A 17415-nucleotide genomic window follows, 5' to 3' on the forward strand; every position below is an offset into this window, starting at 1 on the left:
CCGATCGATGTTTGGTCAGGTTGTGTCTGACGTGACTGTCAACGGGGAAATCATCATCGAGACCAGCGACCCGCCCACGATCGACGCCGGCCTGGCGTCCGCGGCCCTGGCCGTCTTCGCGCACCGGCACGAAGTCGTCCATCTGCTCTACGCCGCGACCGACGAACCGGACGCGCTCACCCGGATCGCCGGCCTGCTCAAGGTCGACGAGTCCACCATCGCCCGCGTCCTCGACCAGCCGCTGCGCTGGATGCTCCCGCAGTTCCGCGACGAGCTGGAGACCATTTCGGCCGGCCCGGTGCACCCGATCGCCGATTAATCTGCCCGCGTGCAGACCTATGCGGGCAACCTGATCGAGATCGCGGCCGAGCTGACCGAGGCGTACGTCGAGGTTTTCACCGCGCCGCCGTGGGGCCACCGCGATCCCGATCAGCTGCGCGCCGCCTTCCGGCAGCGGCTCGAAGGCGATGTGCAGCGGCGCGGTTTCCAGGCCTGGATCGAGCGGGACGCCGAGGGCCGGATCGCCGGATTCGTGACCGGGTGGACGACGCCCGCGCCGTTCCGGACCGATCGCGCGTACGGCGCCGTCCTGGAGCGGCTCGGCGCGGAGCAGGTCGAGGAGCACCTGGTCGGCGCGTTCGAGATCGATGAGCTCGGCGTCCTGCAGTCGGCGCGGGGGACGGGCCTGGGTCGCCGCCTACTCGCGACCGCGATCGCCGACCGTCCCCGGGCTTGGCTGCTGACCGCCGACCACGCGGCCGACACGATCGCCTTCTACCGCCGCGTCGGCTGGATCGAGCCGCCGGTCAAGGGCGCCGAAACCGACATCGTCGTCTTCCTGGCGCCGCAGTAGGCGGATCTGCACCACTCACCAACTATGCGGAGTAGTGGCCCCGCAGGCGGCGCTGAGCGCGGCCGCGGGCCGCGCGGAGGAGTTGGTGGGTGGTGGCGGTCCGCCCTACAAACCGAACAGCTCCACCGCGTTCTTCCACCGCACGGCCTCGGCCTCGACAGCTGTGAGGTCGGCAGCTTCCAGCGCGCCGAGGGCGACCGAGGGGTCGATCAGGGTGGCGTCGGTCCCGAACATCAGGCGGCCGGGGCCGATCCGGTCGAGGATCCAGCGGATCCGGCCGGCCTCGGGGGCCGACCAGCACGGCTCGAACCAGATCCGGTCGGAGCGGTCGGCGGCCTCGGGGACGAGCGGCCAGCCCGCAGCGCCCATGTGACCGGCCAGGACGCGCGCGCCGGGGACGCGGGCGGCGACGTCAGCCAGGTCGAGGACGGTGTCGCCCCAGGTGTGGACGAGGGTCGGCAGGCCGAACTCGGTGGTCAGCTCGATCGCGGCCTGCATGGCCGGGGCGGCGATCGGCGTCCGGCTGTATTCGGAGTGGATCTTGGCGCCGACCCAGCGGTCGTCGCCGGCCAGTCGGGTCAGGTCGGCGCGCGCCTCGGCCAGGCGGCGCGGGTCGACCACGACCATGCCGCGCAGCCGGTCGTCGGCGCCGAGCTGTTCGGCGAGCGCGCGGTTGCCCGCGGGCGCGTCGTACACGATCGCCTCGATCGACGAGACCAGCTGCAGGTCGATGCCGAACCGGTCGAGCAGCTCGGAGTTGACCGCGATCGGCCCGACCTCCATCGAGAAGAACCACGGGCCCCAGTGGGCGTGGACGTCGATCAGCATCACGGCTCCAGGAGCTTGGTCAGGGACTGGCTGCCCGCCTGCGCGATCTCGGCCGCGGACAGTTTCGAGCTGAGCAGCCGCCGCCGGACCGAGTGCGTCTCGTGGAACGGTGTGCGGCAGCCGAAGACCAGCCGCTCCGCGCCGACCTCGGCCGCGACGATCTCCAGCGAGTCCGGCCCGGTGAGCATCCGGGTCGAGGTGTGGAAACCGGGCTCGGCGCGGGCCAGCAGTACGAAGTCGCCCAGGTAGTAGAAGTGCGTGTCCAGGAACAGGACCCGCGCGCCGAGGCCGCGCAGCTCCGGCCCGATCACCCGGACGTCGCCCTCGACGAACAGCGGCAGCCCGGCCGCGACCACGAGCCGAACCACGTGCCCGAACGCCGGATAGCGCGGATCGACTGCCTGCGCGGCTGGGGCCAGCCGGATCGCGGCCGGTCGGTCCGGCGCCGCGAGCAACCGCTCCAGCTCCTTCTCGGCGCCGAGCGGATCGCGCAGGTCGAGCACCGGGCAGCTGGTCCATCCGTTGCCCAGAGCAACATCAGCGGCCTCGGCGTTCCCGGACGGGACGTCGAAGTGCACCGCCCGCAGCGAGGCGACGACGCCGCCGGTGATGCCGGTGGCGGTGAACACCTCGCGGACCTGCTCGGGCCGGCTCCAGCGGCCGGTCGTCACGTCGTGCCCGACCAGGATGTCGCAGTCGAGCAGCGGGGGCGCGTCGGTCATCAGGTCTCCTGGGCGAATGCGGAGTGCACCTTGCGGATCGCGGTGACGATATCGTCCACGTCCTCCGGGGTGTAGTTCTCGTTCCAGTTCAGGACGAGCAGCCGCCGGTCGATCAGCTCTTCGGCGATCGGGCACAGCCCCGGCGGATACTCCACCCCCTGCAGCGGGAACCCCGACCGCCCGTACGTCAGGTGTTCCCGGACGGCGGGCGCGGCGTACAACGGCCCGGTCAGGTAGCCCGGGTTCGCTGGGACGCCCTCGGCGGTCAGCGCGGCACCCCACTGATGCAGGTCGCCGGCCACGGCCGGGTCGAGGATGAGCGGATACATCCAGTACACGTGGTCGCCGTCGTCGAGCGGCGTGCGGACGCCGGGCAGCTCGCCCAGGGCGGCCGTCAGCCGAGCCGCGCCGGTACGCCGATCCGCGACGACCCCGGCCAACCGCGTCAGCTGAGCGCGGGTGACCGCGCCGACCAGCTCGGTCATCCGGTAGTTCAGCGCGAGGAACAGGTACGTACGCTCGTTGGTGTCGCGCGGCCAGCCCTTGTCGGCGAACAACCGCATCCGCCGGGCCAGCGCCGGATCGTCGGTGATCACGAGACCGCCGTCCCCGGCGCTGATGTGTTTGGTCTGCTGCAGGCTGAAGCAGCCGATGTCGCCGACGCGCCCGGCGTGCACGTCGCCGACCGGCGCGAGGTAGGCCTGCGCGCAGTCCTCGATCAGGCGCAGCCCGTGCTGGTCGCAGAGCGCCCGCAGCTCCCGGATCGGGGCCGGTTTGCCGAAGAGGTGGACAGCCAGGACGGCCTTGGTCCGCGGGGTGATCGCCGCGGCGACGGCGGCGGGATCGAGGTTCCCGGTCAGCGGATCGACATCGGCGAAGACGGGGACGGCGTTCTGCATCAGGATCGGGAAGATCGTGCCCATGTCGCTGATCGGCGTCGTGATGATCTCGTCGCCCGGCTCCGGGTCGACCGCGGCGACGGCCAGGTGCAGCGCCGCCGTCCCGGAGCTGCAGCCGACGGCGTACGCCGCGCCGGTCAGCGCAGCGAACTCCTGCTCGAGCGCGCGCACCTCGGCGCCCCAGGTCGAGGACAGCATGCCGCTGCGCAGCACCCGCTCGGCCGCCTTGACCTCGTCGCCGCCGAAGCGCCGGCCGGTCGCGTTGAACACCGACGGCAGGGGAGCGGTCCGTACTGGGGCCCCGCCGTTCACCGCGAGCTCGTCCACGATGCCTCCCGCAACCGAATTACGGTCATGGCTGTAAAGGACTGCGGGGCGACCCTACCTGATCACAGGTGCACGCGATAGACGACCAGCGGCCGGCCGCTGCCGGTGCCGATCTGGGTGCCGGTGGCATCGGCCAGGCCGGCGCGCTCCAGGCGGTTCAGCACCCGGCGCGCCGTCCGCGGCTGGATGCCGAGGTGGTCGGCAACGGTCCGCGTCGTCAGGCCGTCGCCGTTGGGGGCGTGGACCAGCTCCTGCAGCCGCTCCAGCGTCCCCTTGGACAGGCCGGCGCGCTGGGCCAGCAGCTGCAGCTTCGAGCGCTGCTGCGCCCGCGGGGTCGCGCCGCCGACCAGGATCAGGTCGATGTCGTTGCGCAGCGACACGACGGCCGCGGACCGGCCAGCGGTCTTGGCGCGGCCGAGCGCGCGCCGGGCCAGCACCTCGGTCTCGATCCCGGAGCCGCCGACGCCGAAGCCGATCCGGACCGGGCCGAACTGCTCCTTCAGCCGGGTCAGCATGCCCAGCTCGGTGAACTCCGCGGTCGCCTGCTCCAGCGGCCCGCGCGTCCCGACCACGAGGAACCGCTTGTCGTCGTACCGGACGACGCTGCTCCCGAGCGAGCCGGCCTCGCGGCGCAGCGCGTCCTCGGCGTCGGCCGCGATCTCGACCAGGCCGAGCGCGATCTGCGCGTCGTCGCTGCGCAGCGCGTCGTGGACGAGCAGCAGGCCGTTCAGCGCGGAGCGGACCGAGTGGATCGACGGACCGAGCCGGACCGCCGTGCGCTCACGGCGCAGCTTGTCGTACGCCGACCGCAGGCAGGTGACGGCGATCGTCGCTCCGGCCTCGCGGTGGAACGCGAGGACGTCGTCCGAGCTCAGACCGGGGCGGTACGGGAACACGCTGATGCCGTCGGTCGGCAGGCCGGCCTCGACCAGCGTCTCGAGCACCTGGGCCTCGTCGAGGACGTCGATACTCATCGAGGTGATGTCCTGGCCGTCGCGCAGCAGCTCGAGCAGGACCCGCAGCAGCGTGGCGCCGGTGTACTCGACGTGGGTGGCCGGCCGGTCGAGCAGGTTGGCGGCCGCGGCGATCTGGTAGGGGACGACGCCGGTGAACAGCCAGGCGTCGACGGTCGGCGGCGCCTCGGCCAGCACCCGCGGCGTCTCGGTCTCCCGCCGGTACTTCAGCGGCAGCACCTCGATGCCGCGCTGGGATCCGATGATCCTGCAGGTTGAGGTGACCAGGTCCGACGGCCCGACCACCCCGATCGTCGTCACCATCGGATGCCCTTCACCGGCTCAGTCTCACCACAACGCCGGTGCGCCGCAACAACCCGCGCCGCGCGACAAGTGGACCAAGCAGTACATTTGACCCGTGCTGACGGCGAAGGGGATGGCGACGCGGGGCCGGATCGTCGCGGCGGCGGCCGCCGAGATCCGGGAGCGGGGGATCGGCGCGGTCACCCTGGACGACGTCGGGCGCCGGAGCAAGACCGGGAAGAGCCAGCTGTTCCACTACTTCCCCGACGGCAAGGAGCAACTGCTGCTCGCGGTCGCCGAGCGGGAGGCCGAACGCGTCATCGAGGACCAGGAGCCGCAGCTCACCGCGCTGACCACTTGGGAGGCCTGGGGTGAGTGGCGCGACGTCCTGGTCGAGAAGTACCGCCGCCAGGGGGTGAACTGCCCGCTCGGCGTACTGATCACCGAGCTCGGGCGGCACACTCCGGCCGCGCAGGCGGTGACGGCCAAACTGCTCACGCAGTGGCAGCAGCGCGTCCAGGCCGGGATCGAGGACATGCAGGCGAGCGGTGACATCCGGGCGGACGTCGAGCCGGCGCACGCGGCCGCGGCGCTGATGGCCGCGATCCAGGGCGGGGTCGCGATCCTGATGTCGTCGGGCTCCTCGGAGCATCTCGAACACGCCCTCGATCTCTGCCTGGACTACCTGCGGGTCAGACCCAGTTGAGCACCGGCGGCCGGTAGCCGGCCGGCTTGTCGCCGACCTTCGCCCCGGCGTTGACCAGCCAGCTCTGGTACTCCGGAGTGAACATCCGGTACACCGACTCCGGCGGGACGGCGCTCGCCGTGTCGAGCCGGGCCCGCAGCTCGGCCGGCAGCTCGAAGTCGAGGGCCGCCATCGTCGTCGTGAGCTGCTCGGGTGAGCTTGCGCCGACGATCGCCGACGCGATCCCGGGTTGAGTCGCGACCCAGTTCACCGCGACCTGAGCTGCCGTCACGCCGAGCTCATCGGCGACCGACCGGACGACGTCCAGCAAGTCCCAGTGCCGGTCGCTCCAGTCGCGCGCCGGGGATCCTTCGCCGGTGAGCCGCCCGTTGCCGGTGACGCCGCTGGCGTCGTCCCGCTGGTACTTGCCGGTCAGGAAGCCGCTCGCGAGCGGGCTCCAGGCGGTGATGCCGAGGCCGAGCTCCTGGGCCATCGGGACGTGTTCGGTCTCGATCGTCCGCTCGGCCAGGGAGTACGGCAGCTGCAGGCTGACCATCGGCACGGAGCCGAGGGTCTGTGCGCGGGCGGCGTACCAGGCCGGTACGTCGGACAGTCCGGCGTACCGGATCTTGCCGGCCTGGGTGAGGTCGTCGAAGGTGCGCAGGACCTCCTCGATCGGGGTGATCCGGTCCCAGGTGTGCAGGAGGAACAGGTCGAGGTAGTCGGTGCCGAGGCGGCGCAGCGAGTCTTCGACCGCGCGGATCATGTGCTTGCGGCCGTTGCCGCCCGCGTTCGGGTCGCCGGGGTCGACGCTGTTGGTGAACTTGCTGGTCAGGACGAGCCGGTCGCGGCGGCCGTCGACGAGTTTGCCGAGGATCTGCTCGCTCTCGCCCGCGGTGTAGAAGTCGGCGGTGTCGATGAAGTTGCCGCCGGCCTCGACGTACGCGTCGAAAATGGCCGCGGCCTGCTCGGGGGTGCGGCCGTAGGGTGCGTGCAGGCCGCCGGTGCCGAAGTTCATCGTGCCGAGCGCGAGGCGGCTGACCCGGAGCCCGGAGCGGCCGAGGAGGTAATAGTTGTCGAGTGCCATGACGTCAGGGTTGCTCGGGAAAAATGGACCGGCAAGTACAAAGCTCGGGAGGCAGCGTGGTGCTGAGTACGACGCAGCGGGTAGCGCTCGCCCGACTGGCGGAGCTGGCGGTCCCGGGATCGGACGTCGTCGCGTTCGTGGAGCGGGTGCTGACCGAGGATCGGCCGGACTGGTTGCCCCGGTTCGAGCGGGCGCTGGCCGTCGACGGGGAGCTGGACGGATTGCTCGCCGATCCGGATGCGGCGTGGTTGATCCGGCTCATCGCGCAGGGGCATTACGCGGACCCGGCCGTCTGGGCGTCGGTCGGTTGGCGAGCCGATGCCGGTGGGTCCTGGTCGGAGGTGACGACGCCGCTGGCCGTCACGCCGTGGGAGTCGCTCGCGGATCGGTACGACGTGGTGGTGATCGGCTCCGGCGCCGGTGGGGGAGCGGCGGCTCAGGTGCTGGCCGAGTCCGGGCGGTCGGTGCTGGTGGTGGAAATGGGGTCGTATCCGGCGACGTCGGTGCTCGCGCGGGATCACCTGCGGAATCCGCGGTCGGTGGCGGGGCTCCCGGCGTACACGGACCCGGATCCGGCGGGGCGGCCGCGCGTCGCGGTGGTCGACGGGGTGACGTCGTACCCGCTGCCGCCGGATGGGGAGTGGGGGAACAACGCGTTCACGGTCGGCGGCGGGACGCGGGTGTACGGGGCTCAGGCGTGGCGGTTCGTTCCGCACGACTTCCGGATGGCGACGACGTACGGCGTCCCGGAGGGGAGCGGGTTGGCGGACTGGCCGATCTCGTACGACGAGCTGGCGCCGTACTACGCGCTGGCCGAGCAGCGGTTCGGGGTGAGTGGCGGCGGGGTCGACCCTTGGCATGAGCCGCGGGCGTTGCCGATGCCGCCGCTGCCGCGGACCGGGCCCGCCGATCGGTTGGCTGCCGCGGCGGATCGGCTCGGGTGGGGGACGCTCGACGTCCCGCTGCTGATCAACTCGGTCGAGTACCAGGGCCGGGCGGGGTGCGTGCGGTGTGGGCAGTGCGTCGGGTTCGCTTGCCCGGTCGAGGCGAAGTCCGGGACGCACAACACCGCGCTCCCGGCGGCGCTGGCGACCGGTCGGTGCACGTTGGTGACCGGTACGACGGCGTCGCGGTTGGTGACGTCGTCGTCCGGTCGGGTGGTTGGGGTCGCGGTCGTGGACACGCAGCTGCGGCGGCGGGCGATCTCGTGTGCGGAGGTGGTGGTCGCGGCGGGTGCGTCCGAGACGCCGCGGTTGCTGCTGAACAGCGCGCATGCGGGTGAGCCCGACGGGGTGGGGAACAACCGGGATCAGGTCGGGCGGTATCTGCAGGCGCATGTGTACGCCGGTGCGGTCGGGCTGTTCGACGAGGAGGTGGCTGACCTGCTCGGTCCGGGGGTGTCGATCGCGACCTGCGACTTTCGGCATGGGAACGCCGGGATCGTCGGTGGCGGGATGCTGGCCAACGAGTTCGTGCCGACGCCGGCCGCGACGTACGACTATCTGACCGGTGCCGGGCTGATCCCGCGCGCCGGTGCGGCTGGCCTGGCGGCGATGCGGCGGGAGAGTCGCCGGATGCTGCGCGTCGTCGGACCGATTCAGGAGGTGACATCAGCGGACTCGCGGGTGCGGGTTGAGCCGCGGGTGCTGGATCGGTACGGGAGCCCGGTGGTGGCGATCAGCGGGTCGATTCATCCCGAGGACGTGCGGGCGCATGCCTTCATGTCCGCGAAGGCGCAGGAATGGTTGACCGAAGCGGGCGCTGTGCGGACGGCGCTCGGCTCGGTCGGTACGACGGCGCGCGCGAGCACCGGTCAGCATCAAGCGGGCACCTGCCGGATGGGGGACGACGCCGCTCGTTCGGTCGTCGACCCCTACGGGCGGGTCTGGGGGCACGACAACGTCTGGATCGCCGACGCCTCCGTGCATGTCACCAACGGCGGAGTGAACCCGGTGCTGACCGTCCTGGCCGGTTCACTCCGCATCGCCGAACACTTGGTTTCAGCGTGAGATGCCGACGCCGCTCTTGGCTTCGGGGCCGTACTTGGCGAGTTCGGCGTCCAGGTCGAGGCGGGTGACGCCGGCGTGTTCGCGGTCGGCGTCGGTCAGGCGGTCGGCGGGGATGATCCAGACGATCTCGAACTCGAGGCCGTCAGGATCCTTGCCGTACAGGGATTTGGTGGTGCCGTGGTCGGAGGAGCCGACCAGGGCGCCCGCGGCTTGGAGGCCGGCGGCGAGGTCGGCCAGGTCGCCGAGGGTGTCGACCTCCCAGGCGAGGTGGTAGAGGCCGACCGTCGTCTTCCCCGCGCCGGACGGGCCGGCCTGGTCGCCGAGCTGGAACAGCCCGAGGTCGTGGTCGTTCGTCGAGCCCGGCGCGCGCAGGAAGGCCGCGCCCGGGAACGCGTCACCGGTCTCGGTGTAGCCGAAGCCGAGTACGTCGCGGTAGAAGGCCACGCTCGCGGCCACGTCGCGCACGTACAGGACCGCATGGTTCAACCGGAAGATCGCCATTCCACACCCCTCGTCAGTAGGTGTTCACCATAGTAGTTGAACACTAAACTGAATACCAGGGCGGGGTCGGTCAGCGGCGCGGGCGGCCGCGGCGGGCGCTCGGCTGCCGGCGCTGGCTCGGCTGCTGGGCGTCGCGCTTCTTCGGGGCGGGTTTGGCGGCCTTCTTCGGTTCGGCCTTGGGGGTGGCGCCGCGGGTGCTGTTGGCCGTCCGGCCGCGGACGATGCCGATGAACTCCTCCATCAGCGGGGTGGGATCGCCCTCCGGCCAGGCCAGCGCGACCTGGGACGCCGGGGCGTCGCGCAGCGGCCGGTAGGTGAGGTCCTTGCGGTGGTGCAGCCGGGCCAGCGACTGCGGGACGATCAGCAGACCGGTGCCCATGGCAACCAAAGCGATCGCATCGGCCGTGCTGGCCGGGCGTTCGGCGACGACCCGGCCCGGTAGCGCCGACTCCCACGGGAGGACGTCGTCCGCCGCGTGCAGCACCAGCTCGTCGGCGAGGTCGTCGAGCGTGGCCTCCTCGACGGCGGTGATCACGTGATCCTTCGGCACCACGACGACCGTCTGCTCGACGTACAGCGGGATGGCGTGCAGGCCGGTGCGGTCGATGGGCAGCCGGACCAGGACGGCGTCCGCGGCCGACGAGTGCAGCAGGCCGACGCCGTCCGCCGCGGGGACCTGGATCAGCTCCAGGGGAGTGCGCGGCAGCCGCTCCGCCCAGACGCGGGCCCACTTGGCGGGAGTGACGCCGGGGACGTAGCCGAGCCGGAAGGAGGAGGTCACGCGGTCAGGCTACCGGTCGGATCCGGATAGGCTGGCCCTCATGAGCAAGACCTCGCAGACGATGAAGCCCGCGACAGCGGCGAAGAAACTGGACATCTACCTGCCGGCGACGCCGGCCGAGTTCCAGGACGGCGTCGTCTCGCGCGACGAGTTGACCACCCTGCAGAACGATCCGCCCGAGTGGCTGCAGGAGCTGCGGAAGAACGGCCCGCACCCGCGGTCGGTCGTCGCGGCCCGGCTCGGGGTGTCGATCAGCGGCCTGGCCCGCGCCGGGATCACCGAGGCGCTGACCACCGAGGACATCGAGGCGATCCGCGCCGAGGACCCCGACTGGCTGGAGCGTGAACGCGCCACCCAGGCCGAGGTCCGTCGCGAGGCCGCGCGGCTCAAGGAGAGCCCGAAGCCGGCCCGCCGCTCCTAAGCGGGCCCGTACGGGAACAGCCGGCGCGGGTCGTACGCCGAGCGCACCTCGGCCAGCCGGGCCCGCGTTTCGGCCGGCCAGCAGGCCTCCCACGAGCCCGGGACGGCGAATCCGTCGGCCAGGTTGACCGTGTTCTCGGCCGACGTCCACGGCTGGACGGCGCCGAGCACCTGACCGGCCACCGCCGGGAGGACGGTCTCGAACAGGCTCGGATCCGGTACGCCGACCATGAACAACGAGTAGGCGCCGCCGCGCCCACCGACCGCGCTGCCCTCGGGGACGTCGCGGCTGGTCGCACCGCCCAGGTGCCGGATCTCGACCGCGATCAGCGGGACCTGCTGGGCCGGCCCGACCGCACCCAGGAACGCGTCGGCGAAACCGCTGTCGAGCTGATCGAGCAGGAGGCCGCGATCCCAGGACAGGCCCGGCTCGGTCGGGTCGTTGTGGATGGTCGCGATGTCCTTCGCGGCCATCTCGCCGACCATGTCGATCAGCGCCGTCCCGGCGGCCCGGATCGGTGCGAACAGCTCCGCTCCGGCGGGGGAGTCGCCGACGTAGGCGAACCGCACGCTCAGCACGGTCTTACCGCGCAGCGGCGGCGGGATGAACTCCAACGGCGGCAGGCGGAGGACGACGGCCGACGTGGTCGCTGCCTCCGGCAACGAATTCGTCCACTCCAGCCAGGCGCGCAACACCGGCTCGATCTCGGGGGCGTCGAAGAAGACCGAGCCGCCGTAGAAGGTGGTCAGCTCGACCAGCTCGACGTCCACCGCGGTGACGATGCCGAAACCGCCCTTGCCGCCGCGAAGCGCCCAGAAGAGGTCGGAATGCTCGGTGGCGTTGGCGGTCACGACCTCGCCGGCGCCGGTGACGACCTCGAACCCGCGCACCCAGTCCGAGGCGAAGCCGTAGGTGCGCGCCAGCGGGCCGAGCCCGCCGCCGAGCAGCAGCCCGACGCACCCGACCGTCCCGGAAGCGCCGGCGACCGGTGCGAGCCCGTGCTCGGCCGCGGCGGCCACGACCTCGCCCCAGCGACAGCCCGCCTCGATGTGAGCAATCTTCGTGGCTGGGTCGATCGTCAGGCCGGTGAGGCGCGAAGTGGTGACGACGATGCCCTCGGTGACCGGCGCGGGCAGCCCGTGACCGGTCGCCAGCACGTGGATCGGCGTACCGGTGCGGTTGGCGATCTCGACCACGGCGGCGGCGTCCGCGGCCGAGGCCAGACCGGCGACGACGTCCGGCCGGTGTTCGATGTTGGTCTTGAACCCGGCCAGCTCGGCGGTGAACCCCTCATCCGTCGGCTGCAGGATCGGGCCGGTTACGCTGCGCTGCAATTCCCCGGTCAGGGCACTGTTCTGCGGCATTTCTTCCCCTCTCGTCCGCGGGTCGCGACGCACCGAAAGGCGACCCCGACTCGACGGTAATAGCTTCGTCCTGAAAGTCTGTGCGAGCGGCCCGGCCAAAACTTGTGTCTCACAAGGGCCGGGCCGCTACACGCATGGTGCGACAGGGAGGCGGTCGATGTTCAAGCGTATCGCAGTGGTGAACCGAGGCGAGGCCGCGATGCGGCTGATCAACGCGGTCCGGGAGGTCAACGCCGAAGGCGGCGAGCCGATCGAGACCGTCGCCTTGTTCACGGACGGCGAGCGTACGGCCACCTTCGTGCGCGAGGCGGATCGGACGTACCCGCTCGGCCCCGCGTCGGCGCGCCCGTACCTGGACCTGGCCGTCCTGGAGCGCGCGCTGCGCGAGAGCGGGGCGGACGCCGCCTGGGTCGGCTGGGGTTTCGTCGCCGAGGACCCGGCGTTCGCGGAGCTGTGCGAGCGGATCGGCGTCACGTTCATCGGCCCGTCGCCGGAGGCGATGCGCAAACTCGGCGACAAGATCGGCTCCAAGCTGATCGCCGAGGAGGTCGGCGTCCCGGTGGCTCCCTGGAGCCGCGGGCCGGTCGAGTCGCTGGAGGCGGCGCTGGCCGCGGCCGAGACGATCGGCTACCCGTTGATGCTCAAGGCAACGGCTGGTGGCGGTGGCCGCGGCATCCGCATGGTCGGTTCCCGCGACGAGCTGACCGACGCGTACGCGCGGACCAGTGAGGAGGCGGCGCGCGCCTTCGGTAGCGGGATCGTCTTCCTGGAGCGGCTCGTCACCGGCGCCCGGCATGTCGAGGTGCAGGTCATCGCCGACGGCCAGGGGACGGCGTGGGCGCTCGGCGTCCGCGACTGCTCGGTGCAGCGGCGTAACCAGAAGGTCATCGAGGAGTCGGCCTCGCCGCTGCTGGCGGCCGGCCAGGTCGAGGACCTGAAGGCCTCGGCCGAGCGGCTGGCGCTCGCGGTCGGTTACCGCGGCGCGGCGACGGTCGAGTTCCTGTACCACCCCGGCGAGAAGAGCTTCGCGTTCCTCGAGGTGAACACGCGGCTCCAGGTCGAGCACCCGATCACCGAGCTGACCACGGGCTTCGACCTGGTCAAGGCCCAGCTGCACGTCGCGAACGGCGGCCGGCTGGAGGGCCCGAAGCCGGTCGAGCTCGGGCACGCCGTCGAGGCCCGGCTGAACGCCGAGGACCCGGACCGCGACTTCGCGCCGTCCCCGGGCCGGATCGCCGTCCTGGATCTGCCGGCCGGTCCCGGCATCCGGGTCGACACCGGCGTCAGCGCCGGGGACAGCATCCCGGCCGACTTCGACTCGATGATCGCCAAGATCATCGGCTACGGGCGCACCCGCGAGGAGGCGCTGGCCCGGTTGCGGCGCGCGGTCGCGGCGACCACCGTCCTGATCGAGGGCGGCGCGACCAACAAGAGCTTCATCCTGGAGCTGCTCGACCAGCCCGAGGTGATCGACGGCAGCGCCGACACCGGCTGGATCGACCGCGTCCGCGGCGAGGGCCGCCTGATCTCGCACCGGCACTCCGGGATCGCGCTGGTCGCGGCCGCGATCGAGGGCTACCAGGACGCCGAGCAGGTCGAGCGGGCCCGCCTGCTGGAGACCGCGCACGGCGGCCGCCCGCAGGTCCAGCACGAGGTCGGCCGCGCGATCGACCTCAAGCTGCGCGGCGCGAGCTACCGGGTCACGGTCGCCCGGATCGGCTCCGGCCGGTTCCGGGTCGGCGTCGGGTCCGGCAGCGAGGCCTTCAAGGTCGTGGACGCCGATCTCGAGCGGCTCGACGGCTACACCAGCCGGCTGAGCGTGAACGGGCAGCGGTTCCGGCTCGTCACCGCGACCCATGGTCCGGTGCACCTGATCGAGGTCAACGGCGTCACGCACCGGGTCAGCCGCGACGAGGGCGGCGTCCTGCGGTCGCCGGCACCGGCGCTCGTCGTCGCGACGCCCGTGCAGACCGGTGCGGTGGTCGAGGCCGGTGCGCCGGTGCTCGTCCTGGAGAGCATGAAGATGGAGACGGTGCTGTACGCGCCGTTCAAGGCCACCGTGAAGGAGCTGCAGGTCACCACCGGCAGCCAGGTGGAGACCGGCGCGCCGCTGGTCCGGCTGGAGCCGGTCGCGGACGAGTCCGGTGCGGAGGCGGCGGCCCCGGTGTCGAACGGCGTCCGCCTGGATCTGCCGAACGGCGCGGGGGAGAAGTCGGCCGAGGAACGCGTCGAGCGCGGGCTGGACGACCTGCGCAGCATGCTGCTCGGGTACGACATCGACCCGCGCGACGAGGGCGGCATGCTGTACGCCTACCTGCTCGCACGGCTCGAGCTGCCGCAGTCGGCCGTGGTCGGCGAGATCGACCTGCTCGCCGTCTTCGCGGACTTCGCCGAGCTGAGCCGGAACCGGCCCGCCGGTGAGGAGATCAGCACCGAGAACCGGGTGCACAGCCCGCGTGAGCACTTCCACACCTACCTGCAGAGCCTGGATCCGGAGCGCGGCGGGCTGCCGGCCGAGTTCCAGACCCGGCTGGCCCGCGTGCTCGGTCACTACGGCGTGAAGGATCTGGAGCGCAGTACCGAGGTCGAGGAGGCCGTGTTCCGGATCTTCCTCGCCCAGCAGCGGTCCGCGCCCGACGTCCTGCTGGTCACCTCGCTGCTGGAGCGCTGGATCGGCGAGCCGCGCCCGGCCGCCCCGCTGGACGAGGCCGCGCACGAGCTGCTCGACCGGCTCGTCGTGGCGACCCAGCTGCGCTTCCCGGTGATCGGCGACCTGGCGCGCAGCGTTCGGTTCCGCTGGTTCGACGAGCCGCTGGTCGACGCGGAGCGCGCGTCCGTGATCGGCGGCGTCGGGGCCGAGGTCGCCGACCTGGCCGCGCACCCGGAGGCGGCCGACCGCCAGCAGCGGATCGACGCGCTGGCCGCGATCCCGGAGCCGATCGTCCGCTTCCTGGCCGAGCGGCTCGAGGGCGGCTGGGGCGAGCGTGAGCCGATGCTCGAGGTGCTCGTCCGGCGGCACTACCGCGAGTACGAGCTGCACGACGTCCGCGAGTTCGCGGTGGACGGGCGGCCGTTCGCGACGGCGGATTACACGATCGACGACCGTCCGAGCCATCTGGTCACCACGGTCGGGACGACGGCCGAGCTGGCCGACCCGGCCAGCGCGCTGTCCCGGGCGCTGGAGGCGCAGATCGAGGCGCGCCCGGCCGGGCACGAGGCCGTGGTCGAGCTCTACCTGTACGGCGCGGATCTGCCCGCCGTCCAGCAGGACGCCTCCGATCTGTACCGGCAGATGGTCTCCGAGCTGCCGATCGCGCAGCGCGCCCGGCGGATCTCCGTCGCGGTCGCGCCGGGCTCCGGCCGTCCGGTCTCGTACTTCACCTACCGCCCGGCCGACGGCTCGCTGGTCGAGGACGACAACGTCCGCGGCGTCCACCCGATGGTCGGCCGCCGGCTGAACCTGTGGCGGTTGCGCGACTTCCGCATCACCCGGCTGGAGGGGCCGGACGACGTCCTGCTCTACTACTGCGTCGCCCGGGAGAACCCGGCCGACCAGCGGCTCGTCGCGCTGGCCCAGGTGCGCCAGTTCGCCGTCGTCCGGGACGAGGACGGGAACGTCACCTCGCTGCCGCACGCCGAGCGCGCGATCGCGAACTGCCTGGAGGCGGTCCGCCGGGCGCGGACGGCGCGCGGCGCGGCCGGAGCCAAGCTGGACATGAACCATGTCTGGATCCACATCTGGCCGGTCGTCGACGCGCAGGTCGACGAGGTCACCACGCTGAAGAGCAAGATCGCCCCGATGACGGCCGGCGCCGGGATCGAGGAGGTCCTGATCCAGGGCCAGGTCGAGGCGCCCGACGGCGTCGCCTACCCGGTCGCGGCGCGGTTCTACTACCAGCCGGGCGCCGGCGTCGTCACTTCGATCGAGGAGCCGCCGACCACCCGGCTGGCGCCGCTGGACGACTACGCGCAGAAGGTGCAGCGTTCGCGGCGCCGCAACACCATCTACCCCTACGAGGTCAGCCACATGGTGGCCGGTCCGGGCGGCTCGTTCGTCGAGCACGACCTGGACGACTCCGGCGCGCTGGTCCCGGTCGACCGGCCGAAGGGGCTGAACAAGGCCGGCGTCATCCTCGGCGTCGTCACCACGCCGACGGCTCGGTACCCGGAGGGGCTGACCCGCGTCGTCCTCAGCGGCGACCCGACCAAGGCGCTCGGCGCGGTCGCGGAGCCGGAGTGCGCGCGGATCATCGCGGCGATCGATCTGGCCGAGCGGATGCGGGTCCCGGTCGAGTGGTTCTCGCTGTCGGCCGGCGCGCGGATCTCGATGGACTCCGGTACCGAGAACATGGACTGGGTCGCGAAGGCGCTGAAGCGGATCGTCGAGTTCACCCAGGACGGCGGCGAGATCAACATCGTCGTCGCCGGGATCAACGTCGGCGCCCAGCCGTACTGGAACGCCGAGGCGACGATGCTGATGCACACCAAGGGCATCCTGGTGATGACGCCGGACAGCGCGATGGTGCTGACCGGTAAGCAGACGCTGGACTTCTCCGGCAGCGTCTCGGCCGAGGACAACTTCGGCATCGGCGGCTACGACCGCGTGATGGGCCCGAACGGGCAGGCGCAGTACTGGGCGCCCGACCTCAAGGGCGCGCGGGACGTGCTGATGGCGCACTACGACCACACGTACGTCGTCCCGGGGGAGACCGGGCCGCGCCGGGCCGACACGACGGACCCGATCGAGCGCGACGTGACGCCGTACCCGCACGAGATCGAGGGCAGCGACTTCAAGACGGTGGGCGAGATCTTCGCCGCCGAGACCAACCCGGATCGGAAGAAGGCGTTCGACATCCGCACGCTGATGCGGGCGGTCAGCGACCAGGACCACCCGGTCCTGGAGCGCTGGGCCGGGATGGCCGACGCCGACACGTCCGTCGTCCAGGACGCGCGGCTCGGCGGCTACCCGGTCTGCCTGGTCGGGATCGAGTCCAAGTCGGTGCCGCGGCGCGGCTTCCCGCCGGCCGACGGGCCGGACACCTACACGGCCGGGACGCTGTTCCCGCGGTCGTCGAAGAAGACCGCGCGGGCGATCAACTCGGCCAGCGGCAACCGGCCGGTCGTCGTCCTGGCGAACCTGTCCGGGTTCGACGGCTCACCGGACTCGATGCGCAACCTGCAGCTCGAGTACGGCGCCGAGATCGGCCGGGCGATCGTCAACTTCGAGGGCCCGATCGTGTTCTGCGTCGTCTCGCGGTACCACGGCGGCGCGTTCGTGGTGTTCTCCAAGCAGCTCAACCCGCGGATGACGGTGCTCGCGGTCGAGGGCTCGTTCGCCTCCGTGCTCGGCGGCGCGCCGGCGGCGGCCGTGGTCTTCTCGGCCGAAGTGGACGCGCGGACGGCCGCGGACCCGCGGGTCGCGGCGCTGGCCGAGCAGGTCGCTGACGCCGCGGCGGCCGAGCGCGCCGAGCTCGCGGCCGAGCTGGCCGAGGTGCGGGCCACGGTCCGGGCCGAGAAGCTGACCGAGGTCGCGATCGGCTTCGACAAGGTGCACAGCATCCAGCGCGCCCGCGACGTCGGCTCGGTCGACGCCGTGATCAGCGCCGCCGAACTGCGCCCGCGGTTGATCGAGGCAATCACAGCCGGTCTTTCGGGTGGTACTGACAGCGACTAGGGTGGCGC

At 72.0% G+C, this 17415-nt stretch carries 14 protein-coding genes; 6 read left to right on the plus strand and 8 right to left on the minus strand.

The window, feature by feature from the left end:
- Window positions 1-22 precede the first annotated feature (22 nt).
- Window positions 23-319 carry a hypothetical protein gene (locus tag ACZ6ZD_RS33290; RefSeq protein WP_465678142.1) on the plus strand — a complete coding sequence of 99 codons (297 nt, stop codon included), beginning with the start codon at window positions 23-25 and terminating at the stop codon, window positions 317-319.
- A gap of 9 nt (window positions 320-328) precedes the next feature.
- Entirely contained in the window at window positions 329-853 is a 525-nt protein-coding gene (locus tag ACZ6ZD_RS33295) for a GNAT family N-acetyltransferase (RefSeq protein WP_465678144.1), read from the plus strand.
- Between the two features lie 105 nt (window positions 854-958).
- Here the strand turns inward: ACZ6ZD_RS33295 and ACZ6ZD_RS33300 are convergent, their stop codons facing one another.
- The 4 genes from ACZ6ZD_RS33300 to ACZ6ZD_RS33315 form a co-directional block, all read right to left on the minus strand.
- Window positions 959-1681 (minus strand): amidohydrolase family protein, encoded by a 723-nt coding sequence (locus ACZ6ZD_RS33300; RefSeq protein WP_465678146.1) that lies wholly within the window; start codon window positions 1679-1681, stop codon window positions 959-961.
- Window positions 1681-2403, minus strand: a complete 723-nt coding sequence (locus ACZ6ZD_RS33305) for an amidohydrolase family protein (RefSeq protein WP_465678148.1) — start codon at window positions 2401-2403, stop codon at window positions 1681-1683. Before ACZ6ZD_RS33305 ends, ACZ6ZD_RS33300 begins: the two co-directional genes overlap by 1 nt.
- Window positions 2403-3629 carry a DegT/DnrJ/EryC1/StrS family aminotransferase gene (locus ACZ6ZD_RS33310; protein WP_465678150.1) on the minus strand — a complete coding sequence of 409 codons (1227 nt, stop codon included), beginning with the start codon at window positions 3627-3629 and terminating at the stop codon, window positions 2403-2405. The genes ACZ6ZD_RS33305 and ACZ6ZD_RS33310 overlap by 1 nt, the downstream gene beginning before the upstream one ends.
- Before the next feature lie 62 nt (window positions 3630-3691).
- Window positions 3692-4906, minus strand: coding sequence for a helix-turn-helix domain-containing protein (locus ACZ6ZD_RS33315; protein ID WP_465678152.1), 1215 nt, complete (start codon window positions 4904-4906; stop codon window positions 3692-3694).
- Between the two features lie 94 nt (window positions 4907-5000).
- On the opposite strand from ACZ6ZD_RS33315, the gene ACZ6ZD_RS33320 reads away from it, so the two are divergent.
- Window positions 5001-5591: a TetR/AcrR family transcriptional regulator gene (locus ACZ6ZD_RS33320; RefSeq protein ID WP_465678154.1), complete on the plus strand. Its 591-nt coding sequence runs from the start codon at window positions 5001-5003 to the stop codon at window positions 5589-5591.
- Here the strand turns inward: ACZ6ZD_RS33320 and ACZ6ZD_RS33325 are convergent.
- Window positions 5578-6657: an aldo/keto reductase gene (locus ACZ6ZD_RS33325; RefSeq protein ID WP_465678156.1), complete on the minus strand. Its 1080-nt coding sequence runs from the start codon at window positions 6655-6657 to the stop codon at window positions 5578-5580. The two genes, ACZ6ZD_RS33320 and ACZ6ZD_RS33325, sit on opposite strands and share 14 nt — an antisense overlap.
- Window positions 6658-6713: 56 nt before the next feature.
- Here ACZ6ZD_RS33325 and ACZ6ZD_RS33330 point away from each other — a divergent pair, with 56 nt between their 5' ends.
- Entirely contained in the window at window positions 6714-8666 is a 1953-nt protein-coding gene (locus ACZ6ZD_RS33330) for a GMC oxidoreductase (RefSeq protein WP_465678158.1), read from the plus strand.
- On the opposite strand, the gene ACZ6ZD_RS33335 is transcribed toward ACZ6ZD_RS33330, so the two are convergent.
- Window positions 8658-9167, minus strand: coding sequence for a VOC family protein (locus tag ACZ6ZD_RS33335; RefSeq protein WP_465678159.1), 510 nt, complete (start codon window positions 9165-9167; stop codon window positions 8658-8660). The two genes, ACZ6ZD_RS33330 and ACZ6ZD_RS33335, sit on opposite strands and share 9 nt — an antisense overlap.
- Window positions 9168-9237: 70 nt before the next feature.
- A complete protein-coding gene (locus tag ACZ6ZD_RS33340) occupies window positions 9238-9948 on the minus strand; it encodes a LysR substrate-binding domain-containing protein (RefSeq protein WP_465678161.1) in 711 nt (236 codons plus the stop codon).
- A 40-nt stretch (window positions 9949-9988) separates the two neighbouring features.
- On the opposite strand from ACZ6ZD_RS33340, the gene ACZ6ZD_RS33345 reads away from it, so the two are divergent.
- Window positions 9989-10369, plus strand: coding sequence for a DUF5997 family protein (locus tag ACZ6ZD_RS33345; protein WP_465678163.1), 381 nt, complete (start codon window positions 9989-9991; stop codon window positions 10367-10369).
- Here the strand turns inward: ACZ6ZD_RS33345 and ACZ6ZD_RS33350 are convergent.
- Window positions 10366-11733, minus strand: a complete 1368-nt coding sequence (locus ACZ6ZD_RS33350) for an FAD-binding oxidoreductase (RefSeq protein ID WP_465678165.1) — start codon at window positions 11731-11733, stop codon at window positions 10366-10368. The two genes, ACZ6ZD_RS33345 and ACZ6ZD_RS33350, sit on opposite strands and share 4 nt — an antisense overlap.
- Before the next feature lie 157 nt (window positions 11734-11890).
- Between ACZ6ZD_RS33350 and ACZ6ZD_RS33355 the strand changes: the two genes are divergently transcribed.
- Window positions 11891-17407: an ATP-binding protein gene (locus tag ACZ6ZD_RS33355; RefSeq protein ID WP_465678167.1), complete on the plus strand. Its 5517-nt coding sequence runs from the start codon at window positions 11891-11893 to the stop codon at window positions 17405-17407.
- Window positions 17408-17415: the final 8 nt, after the last annotated feature.

The sequence above is a fragment of the Kribbella sp. NPDC104218 genome, assembly GCF_055584105.1.

Bases quoted from the DNA above. Each gene is read 5' to 3' on its own strand.
- ACZ6ZD_RS33305 (WP_465678148.1), bottom strand. From the start codon at position 2,403: ATGACCGACGCGCCCCCGCTGCTCGACTGCGACATCCTGGTCGGGCAC.
- ACZ6ZD_RS33315 (WP_465678152.1), bottom strand. From the start codon at position 4,906: ATGGTGACGACGATCGGGGTGGTCGGGCCGTCGGACCTGGTCACCTCA.
- ACZ6ZD_RS33350 (WP_465678165.1), bottom strand. From the start codon at position 11,733: ATGCCGCAGAACAGTGCCCTGACCGGGGAATTGCAGCGCAGCGTAACC.
- ACZ6ZD_RS33345 (WP_465678163.1), top strand. From the start codon at position 9,989: ATGAGCAAGACCTCGCAGACGATGAAGCCCGCGACAGCGGCGAAGAAA.
- ACZ6ZD_RS33300 (WP_465678146.1), bottom strand. From the start codon at position 1,681: ATGCTGATCGACGTCCACGCCCACTGGGGCCCGTGGTTCTTCTCGATG.
- ACZ6ZD_RS33355 (WP_465678167.1), top strand. From the start codon at position 11,891: ATGTTCAAGCGTATCGCAGTGGTGAACCGAGGCGAGGCCGCGATGCGG.
- ACZ6ZD_RS33335 (WP_465678159.1), bottom strand. From the start codon at position 9,167: ATGGCGATCTTCCGGTTGAACCATGCGGTCCTGTACGTGCGCGACGTG.
- ACZ6ZD_RS33325 (WP_465678156.1), bottom strand. From the start codon at position 6,657: ATGGCACTCGACAACTATTACCTCCTCGGCCGCTCCGGGCTCCGGGTC.